This window comes from Alloalcanivorax sp. C16-2 (assembly GCF_046507615.1).
In the GTDB taxonomy this organism is placed as follows: Bacteria; Pseudomonadota; Gammaproteobacteria; order Pseudomonadales; family Alcanivoracaceae; genus Alloalcanivorax; species Alloalcanivorax marinus_A.
Genome location: NZ_JBKFTL010000001.1, coordinates 1,852,138 through 1,861,284 on the forward strand (window position 1 = coordinate 1,852,138; position 9,147 = coordinate 1,861,284).

Below are 9,147 nucleotides of genomic sequence, written 5' to 3' on the forward strand. Positions count from 1 at the left end.
GGGAGGGTGTTAAACGGATGACGCATAACGGTCATTTTGATGAAATGGCCTGAAATTCAGTCCCATCAGGTACTTACAAGGCGAAGCCCATGCAATTCATCATCACCTGCCTGCCCGGCCTGGCGCCGCTGCTCGCCGACGAGCTCACCGAATTGGGCATGTCGGTAACGGATCGCGGTAACGCCCATGTGGCCATCGAGGGCCGCCAGCAGGACGGCCTGCGCGCCTGCCTGTGGTCGCGGCTCGCCGAGCGGGTGCTGCTGCCGGTGGCGGAACTGGCGGTGCCCCCGGAAGACGCTCCGGAAAAGCTCGCCGAGGCGGTGGACTGGCACGCCCTGGTTCCCCCGGGCGGAGCCCTGCATCTGAGCCTGGATCATGGCAAGGGCGTGCGCGGCGACAGCCGGGTAAGCACCAAGCGCCTGTTGCGCGGCCTGCCCACCGACATCACCGTGGCACGCCGGGAAGCCGGTGCCTGCTGCCTGCGCGCCCGGCTCGACCCGGACGCCGCCTGGCTGTGGCTGGACCTGGCCGGCACGCCCCTGCACCGGCGCGGCTACCGCCTGGCCGGCGGCCGCGCGCCGCTGCGCGAGAATCTGGCCGCGGCCCTGCTGCGCGCCGGCGGCTGGCACCGTGACGACCGTCCTGGCCTGCTGGTGGACCCCTTCTGCGGCAGCGGCACGGTGGCCATCGAGGCCGCCTGGATGGCCGCCGGCATCGCCCCCGGCGCCCTGCGCAAGGACTACGGCTTCCAGGCCTGGCGCGGCTGCCGCCAGACCCTGGCCCAGGAGGCCCTGGCCGAAGCCGCCGCCAGCCTGGAAAGCCCGGCGGCGCTGCCCGCCCTGAAAGGCTTCGACGCCGACAACGACGCCCTCAAGTACGCCCAGCACAACGCCGAGCGGGCCGGCATGGCCGGCGCCATCCACTTCGAGCGCCGCGAGCTGGGCAACCTGCGTGACCGGGACCTGGCCGCCGAGGGCCTGGTAGTCACCAACCCGCCCTGGGGCGAGCGCCTCGACGAGCAGGAGCAGGCCGCCTGGCTGTACGCCGGCCTGGGCCGCCTGCTCGGCGAGAAAGCCCCGGCCTGGCGGGCGGTGCTGCTGGGTGCCGACGTCACCGCCCTGGACCGCGCCGGCATGGATCTGGAAGCACAATGGAAGGTGCGCAACGGCGCCCTCACCAACTTCATCCGCGTCAGCCGGCCACGCCCGCCGGCCCCCCGGGAGCCGCTGCGGGTCGGCGAGGCGCCCAGTTTCGAGCTGCCGGAGCCGGCGGTGCCGCTGTTCAACCGGCTGCGTAAGAACGGCAAGCACCTGCGCCGCTGGCTCGACCGGGAAGACATTCAGGCCTACCGCCTCTACGACCGGGACCTGCCGGAATTCAACGTGGCCGTGGACATCTACGGCGACCAGGTGCTGGTGCAGGAATTCAAGGCCCCCTCCACCGTGGACCCGGAAAAAGCCCGCCAGCGCCGCCAGTGGGCGGTCACCGCCACCCGCGCCGCCCTCGGCGTGCACCGCGAGCAGGTGCACCTGCGCACCCGCGAGCGCCAGAAGGGCCGCGACCAGTACCGCAAGCTCAACAATCAGAACCGCTACCAGGTGGTCCGCGAAGGCCGCGCCCACCTGCTGGTCAACCTGGATGACTACCTGGACACCGGCTTGTTCCTGGACCACCGGCCCATGCGCCTGCGTATCGCCGAGGAGGCCGCCGGCAAGCGCTTTCTCAACCTGTTCGCCTACACCGGCGCCGCCACCGTCCAGGCCCTGGCCGGCGGCGCCCGCCGCGCGGTCACCGTGGATACCTCGCGGCGCTACCTGGACTGGGCCGGCTGCAACCTGGCGCTCAACGGCTTCGCCACCGACCGCCACCCGCTGGTACGCGCCGACGCCCAGGCCTGGCTGGACGACTGCAAGGAACAGTTCGACCTGGTATTTTGCGATCCGCCCACTTTTTCCAATAATAAGGGGCGCGACGATTTCGTCGTCCAGGAGCACCACGGCGATCTGATCCGCCGCATCATGAAACGGCTGGAACCGGGCGGCGTGCTGTATTTCTCCTGCAACTACCGCCGCTTCGAACTGGAGGAGAGCCTGCGCCGCTGGTACGCCGTGGAGGACCTCACCGGCTGGAGCCTGCCGGAGGACTTTCGTCGCAACGGCGCCATTCACCACTGTTACGCGATTCGACATGCCGATGACTAAGACACCGGAGATGACTAAGACACCGGAAGTGACGCTCTACACCACCAAGGGATGCCATCTGTGCGAAAAAGCACGCGAGCTGGTGCTGACCGTCAACCCTGATACCCTCATTCACGAGGTGGACATCGCCGAGGATGATAGCCTCATGGAGGAATACCAGACCTGGATACCGGTGCTCCGGCGCGGGCCTCTCAGGGAACTGGTCTGGCCCTTCGGGCTGCTCGAGGTGAACGCCATGTTGTCCGAATCCGGCAGCCCCCACAAAGCCTGAAAGGAGAGCCCCATGCCCATCGTCGACCCGGACCCGAAACGCCTGCCGGACATCCTCAAGAGCATTCCCGCCGACACCCCCATCGTCATGCTCAACCTGTTGCGCTTCCGCGACGTGGCCCGCTACAAGGACGGCGACGCCGATTACGACGGCCGTGAAGCCTACCGCCGCTACTCCAAGGTGGCGTTCCAGAAAGTCCAGGGCGTGGGCGGCGAGCTGGTCTGGTCCGGCGACACCCTGGCCGGCGTCATCGCCCCGGAAGAGGAGCACTGGGACGAAGTCCTGCTGGTGCGCTACCCCTCGATCCAGGCGTTCGCGAAAATGCTCGCCGACCCGGAGTACAAGGAAGCCACCAAACACCGCACCGCTGCCCTCGCCGAAGCCCGCCTGATCTGCAACCAAGAGAAATAGGCTATAAGTAAAGAACCAACCACTGCTTGCAGGTTATAAAAAAACCGCTACCATCCGGCCAATGCTGGACCACCAGACCGCTGGAGCCTTGGCCGCCCGATGACACCGGAAATGATCTATACCACGCTGGTGGTGCTCGCCGTGCTGGCGGCCCTGGCCAGCAACCGGGTGCCCGCCGAGGTCACCATGATGGCCGCCCTGGTGCTGGTGCTGGTGGGCGACGTGATCACCCCGGAGCAAGCCCTGGCCGGCTTCGCCAACCCGGGCCTGATGACCGTCGCCGTGCTCTACGTGGTGGCCGCCGCCCTGCGTGACACCGGCGCCATCTTCTGGGTCGCCCATAAGCTCCTCGGCCAGCCGAAAAGCGCCCTCGGCAGCCAGCTCCGCCTGATCGCGCCCACCTCCCTGCTCAGCGCCTTCCTCAACAACACCACCGTGGTGGCGATGATGATCCCGGCGGTGCAGGAATGGGCCCAGCGCCTGCGGCTCTCCGCCTCGCAGCTGCTGCTGCCGCTCAGTTACGCCGCCATCCTCGGCGGCACCTGCACCCTGATCGGCACCAGCACCAACCTGGTGGTCGACGGCATGATGCAGGAACGCGGCCTGGACGGCTTCCACATCTTCGATCTGGCCTGGGTCGGCGTGCCCCTGCTGATCGTCGGCAGCCTGTTCCTGCTGCTGTTCGGCCGTCGCCTGCTGCCCCACCGTCAGGGCATGGTCGAGCAGGTTGAGCGCGCCCGGGAATACCACGTGGAGGTGGTCCTCCCGGAGGGCAGCCCCCTGCACAACAAGACCATCCAGGACGCCGGCCTGCGCAACCTGACCCACGGCTACCTCACCGAAATCCAGCGCGGCGACAAGCTGTTCACCGCCGTTGGCCCGGACATGCTGCTCCAGGCCGGCGACCAGCTCGCCTTTATCGGCGCCCCGGACTGCGCCCGTGAACTGCAACGCATCAACGGTCTGGTCCCCGCCCACGGCGGCGCCCACAAGCTGCGCCTCAACAACCACCAGCGCTGCCTGGTGGAAGTGGTGATCGGCCCGGAATTCCCCGGCCTCAACCAGACCGTCAAACAAGCCGGCTTCCGCACCCGCTACCAGGCCGCCATCCTCAGCATCAGCCGCGCCGGCCGTCGCCTGCCCGGCAAGGTCGGCGAGCAGATCCTGCGCGTCGGTGACACCCTGCTGCTGGAAACCGGCAACGCCTTCGTCGAGCAATACCGCTACCGCCGCGACTTCATGCTGGTCAGCCCGCTCAGCGACTCCACCCCGCCGGACTTCAGCAAGGCGCCGCTGGCCACCGCCATCCTGGTGGGCATGGTCGGCGTCAACGTGCTCGGTCTGCTGTCGGTGCTGGAAGCCGCCTTCATCGCCGCCGGCCTGCTGCTCGTCACCCGCTGCGTCACCGTCAACCGCGCGCGCATGAACGTCAGCGTCAACCTGCCCGTGCTGGTGGTCATCGGCGCCGCCTTCGCCCTCGGTACCGCCCTGGAAGAAAGCGGCACCGCCGGCTGGATCGTCGACGCCCTGATCGGGCAGGGCCTCGACAACCCCTGGCTGGCCCTGCTCGCCATCTACCTGATCACCGCCCTGTTCACCGAAGTAATCACCAACAACGCCGCCGCCGTCCTGGTGTTCCCCATCGCCAACGGCGTCGCCGCCCAGCTCGGCGTCAGCCCGCTGCCCTACATCGTCGCCGTCATGTTCGCCGCCAGCGCCAGCTTCATGACCCCGCTCGGCTACCAGACCAACCTCATGGTCATGGGCCCCGGCGGCTACCGCTTCACCGACTACCTCAAGATCGGCGTGCCCATGTCGATCCTGGCGGCGGCGGTCAGTACCACCCTGATCCCCCTGGTGTGGGCGTTTTGAGGCGCCCATTCATGTAGAATCCCCGCCCGGGAACGAAATCGAACACACAAGGAGACAACCATGTCGGACAGCCCCTACCAGAACCGCGAACACGACAGCAAAGCCCAGGTCGTCTGGCACCAGAGCAGCGTCGGCAAAGCCGACCGCGCCAACGCCAAGGGTCAGACCCCCAAATGCATCTGGCTCACCGGCCTGTCCGGCTCCGGCAAATCCACCCTCGCCAACGCCCTGGAAGTGGCCCTCACCCAGCAAGGCAAGCACACCTACCTGCTCGACGGTGACAACGTTCGCCACGGCCTCAACAAGAACCTGGGCATGAGCGACGAAGACCGTACCGAAAACATCCGCCGCGTCTCCGAAGTCGCCAAACTCATGGTCGACGCCGGCCTGGTGGTGGTCACCGCCTTCATCAGCCCCTTCCGCGCCGACCGCGACGCCGCCCGTGCCCTCTTCGAGGACGGTGAATTCGTCGAAGTATTCGTCGACGCCCCCCTGGAAAAGTGCGAGGAGCGCGACCCCAAGGGCCTCTACAAGAAAGCCCGCGCCGGCGAGATCAAGGAATTCACCGGCATCGACAGCCCCTACGAAGCCCCGGCCAAGCCGGAAGTGGTGATCAACACCGCCGACAACGACATCGAAGCCTGCGTGAAGCAGCTGATCGCCGCGATTGGGGTGTAATCTCCCAGGAGCGAGCCACCATGCTTAGGCAACTCAAGGAACTGTACACGCTTCTGTCTCCCCGGCAGCGGGCTAAGCTCCTGCGCTTGCAGGTTCTGGTAGTGCTGATGTCCTTTGCGGAGGTCGCCGGCGTGGTGTCGATTGGCCCGTTCATGGCCTTGGTGGGTGACCCGTCACGAATGCAAGGTAGCGGGTTCGTGGCGGATCTTTATCGGGCCACGGGTCTGGATCCCCGGGTGTTTCTTTTCGTTTTGGGAATCGCCGTTATCGTCGTCTTGGCCGTGGCGGCTTTCATCTCCATGTTTACTATTTGGAGGTTATCCCTATACGGCGTGCGGGTTGGCGCTGAGTTGAGTAATCGCCTGTATCGTCATTACATGAGTCAGCCTTGGCTGTTTCATGCGGCGTCCAGCAGCAGCGAGCTTACAAACCTTGTGATTCAAGAAAGCCAGCGTACAACCAACAATATCATCGTGCCGCTGATGCGCATGAACGCCAAGTTGGTGATGGCGATATTCATGGCAATCGCCCTTTTCATTTATAACCCCGCCGTGGCTTTGTCGGGCGTTGCTCTTTTTACCTTGGCTTATTTAATACTCTATCGGGTCGTGCGCAAGGGTTTGACTCGTAACGGGAAACGGGTATCCCATGCTCAGCGTATGCGCTTTAAGCTTCTTGGCGAAGGCTTCGGGGGCATCAAGGATACCCTTTTGCTGGGTCGTCAGAAGCTTTTCACGGAGCGGTTCGGTATCGCCAGTGAACGTTTTGCCCAGGGCTTCGGTACCACGCAGGCGATGAGTCAGGTACCTCGTTACGCTATGGAGTTGGTAGCTTTTGCCTCGGTGATCTTTTTGATTCTGTATATGCTCGCTGCCCACGACGGGGATCTTGGCGCTATTCTGCCGGCCCTGTCGGTTTACGCGCTGGCCGGGTTTAAAATGCTGCCGGCCTTTCAGCAGGCCTATACCAGCATGGCCACCATTCGTGGCCATCTGGCGGCGTTCGAGGCGATCAGGCCGGATCTGGAAGCCAGCCGTGATCAGGATGAGGCGGGTGTCCGGGATCCTGAGTCCGAGGGGCACCTGGTACCGACCGACCGTATCGAGCTAGCCGAGGTGGTGTTCCGTTATCCCGGTAAGAGTGAGGCAGCTCTGCGTGAATTGAACCTGGTGATTCCGGCCAATCGCACCATCGGCTTGGTTGGAGCGAGCGGTTCCGGCAAGTCCACCGCTATCGATATTCTTCTCGGCCTGATTGAGCCGGAGCAGGGCGAGGTGCGCGTCGATGGCCAGCGCCTGACGGCCGATAACCTGCGCCGGTGGCAGAACAGTGTCGGCTTCGTGCCGCAGTCGATTTTCCTATCCGACGGCAGCATTCGGGAGAACATTGCCTTCGGTCTGCCTGAGCCCCTGATCGACGAGGCCAAGGTTCGGCGCGCCGCTTCAATGGCGCATCTGGACGATCTTCTGGACGATCTGCCGGAAGGGCTGGCGACGCGGGTCGGCGAGCGAGGCGTTCAATTGTCCGGCGGCCAGCGCCAGCGTATCGGCATCGCCCGGGCCCTGTATCACGATGCGGATGTGCTTATTCTCGATGAGGCCACCAGCGCCCTGGACGGAATCACCGAGAAACTGATCATGGACGCCATTCATGATTTTTCGGGTAAGAAGACCATCGTCATGATCGCGCACCGTCTTTCCACGGTGAAAGCCTGTGACCGGGTTTACCTGATGGAAGAGGGGCGGGTGGCGGATGCAGGCACCTACGATGAATTGGTGGTCCGCAACGATATTTTCCGAAAGATGGCAGAGCATGTCTGAGAAAGTTCTTTATCTTCACATCGGTTACCCCAAAACCGGTACCACGGCGTTACAGCAGCAGGTGTTTCGCCTTTTAGAGGAGCCCGGTTTATTTTATGCAGGCACCCGCAACCAGTCAGACTTGTTTGAGCAGAAGCCGGCGGAGCAGCGACTGAACGAAGCGTTCTTTGTTGGGGTGACGCGGGATCAGTGCGAGCAAAGCGAACCTCTCGCCGATTATTTTCGTGAACATAAGCGGATTTTCGTCTCCCGCAAGGGCGTTACCTCGGCGCTGGTCAGCATTGATGAGCGGGCGCCGGCTCTCGACATCGCCACCATGACCGCTCGCCTGCGCGCCTTCGCCACCGGGTTGGGGGCCGACCGGGTCAAGGTGATGGTCACCTTCCGTCGCCAGGACGAGTTCGCCCACTCCATTTTCTGTCAAAGTTTCCGCCACGGCTTTGGCAATGCCTACGATGGCTTTATCCAGCGCCTCACCAATCCGGTTGGCGGCTATGATGAAGGGCTGTGTTACGATCGGGTGCTGTCGGCGTTGCGTCGGGAGTTCGGTCGGGATGACACTCTGGCATTGTTCTATGAGGAATTCGAAGCCCGGCCCGACCTCTATGTAAATAAGGTATTGGACTTCCTCGACATACGGCGCGAGGCCTCGGAGTTTCCGCTGCGGCGCGCCAACAGCCGCCGTACAGGAGAGGGCATCAAGAAGTCCAGGCGCTATGGGTTTCTGGACGTTTTGGTGTCAGTCAAGAAGGCGTTGGGTTGGAAGCGTGGTTTGGGATTGTCACGCCACCTGGCATGGCTTAATCGCTTCCGGCTCGGCCATAAGGAAATTCGCATGAGCGACGACCAGCGCTTGCGTGTCCAGGCCCATTTCCACGACACCAACCGGGAACTTGGCCGGCTGACTGATACGGATCTGTCTGAATGGGGGTATTGGCGTGATTGATCCCATCCATGTCGGCGGGAGATGGCAATGAGGTTTTCGCTGGGCGGCTTGTCCGTCGAAATCCGTCGCTCTGCCTCAAGGCCGGCGCTCGTCAGCGATGATCTTCTGGTGCTCAATGACCGTAATCTCGATTATCTGCGCGGCTGCGATCCGGCTGAGTTGGCCCGCAGGGTGGAAACGGTCTCGTTGCCTTCCCTGGACCCGGCGCGGCCCGTACACGAACGGCTGCGCGAACAGGGTATCGTGGTCGTGCCGGATTTCATTGACCCGACTGAACTGGACGGTTTGGACGATGTCGTTGGACGCCTGGCCCGCCTGCGGGACGACTTCTCCGCCGCTGGCGGGGACCATCAGGAGAACGAGGAATATCTGATTCAGAATGGTGGTGTCCGGGTGGCCGGCTATTCGAATCTGGCCGCTTACCCCAAACCTGTAGTGCAGGTTCGCCAGGGGCATGATCTGGGCATGGTGGATGTGTTCAACGCCGATCGCCTGTTCCCTGAACTGGGTGAAGTGCTACGTCCGCGATTGGAATCGCCCGCCTTGATCGAAGTGCTGTCGGGAGCCGGCTCCGCCCACCAGCCACGCAATCTCAACATTTACCTGAACCGGAATATCCGTCGCACCCGGGGGTTCCATGTTGATGCCTACGCCCGGCAAGTAAAAGCATTCATTTATCTGAGTGATGTCACCGGCCTGGGTGATGGACCCTATACCTACGTGGCGGGCTCCCATCGCCCCGATACCTATCGCCGGCTCAACCGCAAGCTGGCAGAGGATTTGCCCAACGCCACCGAAACCCCGGTGGTACCCCTGGATCGGGTGATTCCCGTGCTTGGGCGGCGTGGTTCCTTGATAATTTCCGACCAGGCCGGGTTCCACCGGGGCTTCCCCCAGGACCACGGTGCGAGCCGCTGCGTGGCGGTCATGAATTACAAATGAAGGACA

8 protein-coding genes are annotated in these 9,147 nt (G+C 63.8%); all 8 read left to right on the plus strand.

The window, feature by feature from the left end:
* Positions 1-89 precede the first annotated feature (89 nt).
* The 8 genes from rlmKL to ACLD02_RS08615 all read left to right on the plus strand — a co-directional run bounded on the left by rlmKL (position 90) and on the right by ACLD02_RS08615 (position 9,141).
* The gene (rlmKL, locus tag ACLD02_RS08580) at positions 90-2,201 is read left to right on the plus strand and encodes a bifunctional 23S rRNA (guanine(2069)-N(7))-methyltransferase RlmK/23S rRNA (guanine(2445)-N(2))-methyltransferase RlmL (RefSeq protein ID WP_410298448.1); all 2,112 of its coding nucleotides are present in this window, start codon (positions 90-92) and stop codon (positions 2,199-2,201) included.
* A gap of 10 nt (positions 2,202-2,211) precedes the next feature.
* On the plus strand, positions 2,212-2,472 hold the full coding sequence (locus ACLD02_RS08585) for a glutaredoxin family protein (protein ID WP_410298449.1): 261 nt from the start codon (positions 2,212-2,214) through the stop codon (positions 2,470-2,472).
* 12 nt (positions 2,473-2,484) lie between these two features.
* A complete protein-coding gene (locus tag ACLD02_RS08590; RefSeq protein WP_203100799.1) occupies positions 2,485-2,883 on the plus strand; it encodes a DUF1330 domain-containing protein in 399 nt (132 codons plus the stop codon).
* 99 nt (positions 2,884-2,982) lie between these two features.
* Positions 2,983-4,755 carry an SLC13 family permease gene (locus ACLD02_RS08595; RefSeq protein WP_410298450.1) on the plus strand — a complete coding sequence of 591 codons (1,773 nt, stop codon included), beginning with the start codon at positions 2,983-2,985 and terminating at the stop codon, positions 4,753-4,755.
* Positions 4,756-4,815: 60 nt separating this feature from the next.
* The gene (gene cysC, locus ACLD02_RS08600) at positions 4,816-5,433 is read left to right on the plus strand and encodes an adenylyl-sulfate kinase (protein WP_410298451.1); all 618 of its coding nucleotides are present in this window, start codon (positions 4,816-4,818) and stop codon (positions 5,431-5,433) included.
* Positions 5,434-5,453: 20 nt separating this feature from the next.
* Positions 5,454-7,253, plus strand: a complete 1,800-nt coding sequence (locus ACLD02_RS08605) for an ABC transporter ATP-binding protein (RefSeq protein ID WP_410298452.1) — start codon at positions 5,454-5,456, stop codon at positions 7,251-7,253.
* Positions 7,246-8,199, plus strand: a complete 954-nt coding sequence (locus ACLD02_RS08610; protein WP_410298453.1) for a sulfotransferase domain-containing protein — start codon at positions 7,246-7,248, stop codon at positions 8,197-8,199. The genes ACLD02_RS08605 and ACLD02_RS08610 overlap by 8 nt, the downstream gene beginning before the upstream one ends.
* Before the next feature lie 27 nt (positions 8,200-8,226).
* Positions 8,227-9,141, plus strand: coding sequence for a hypothetical protein (locus ACLD02_RS08615; protein WP_410298454.1), 915 nt, complete (start codon positions 8,227-8,229; stop codon positions 9,139-9,141).
* Positions 9,142-9,147: the final 6 nt, after the last annotated feature.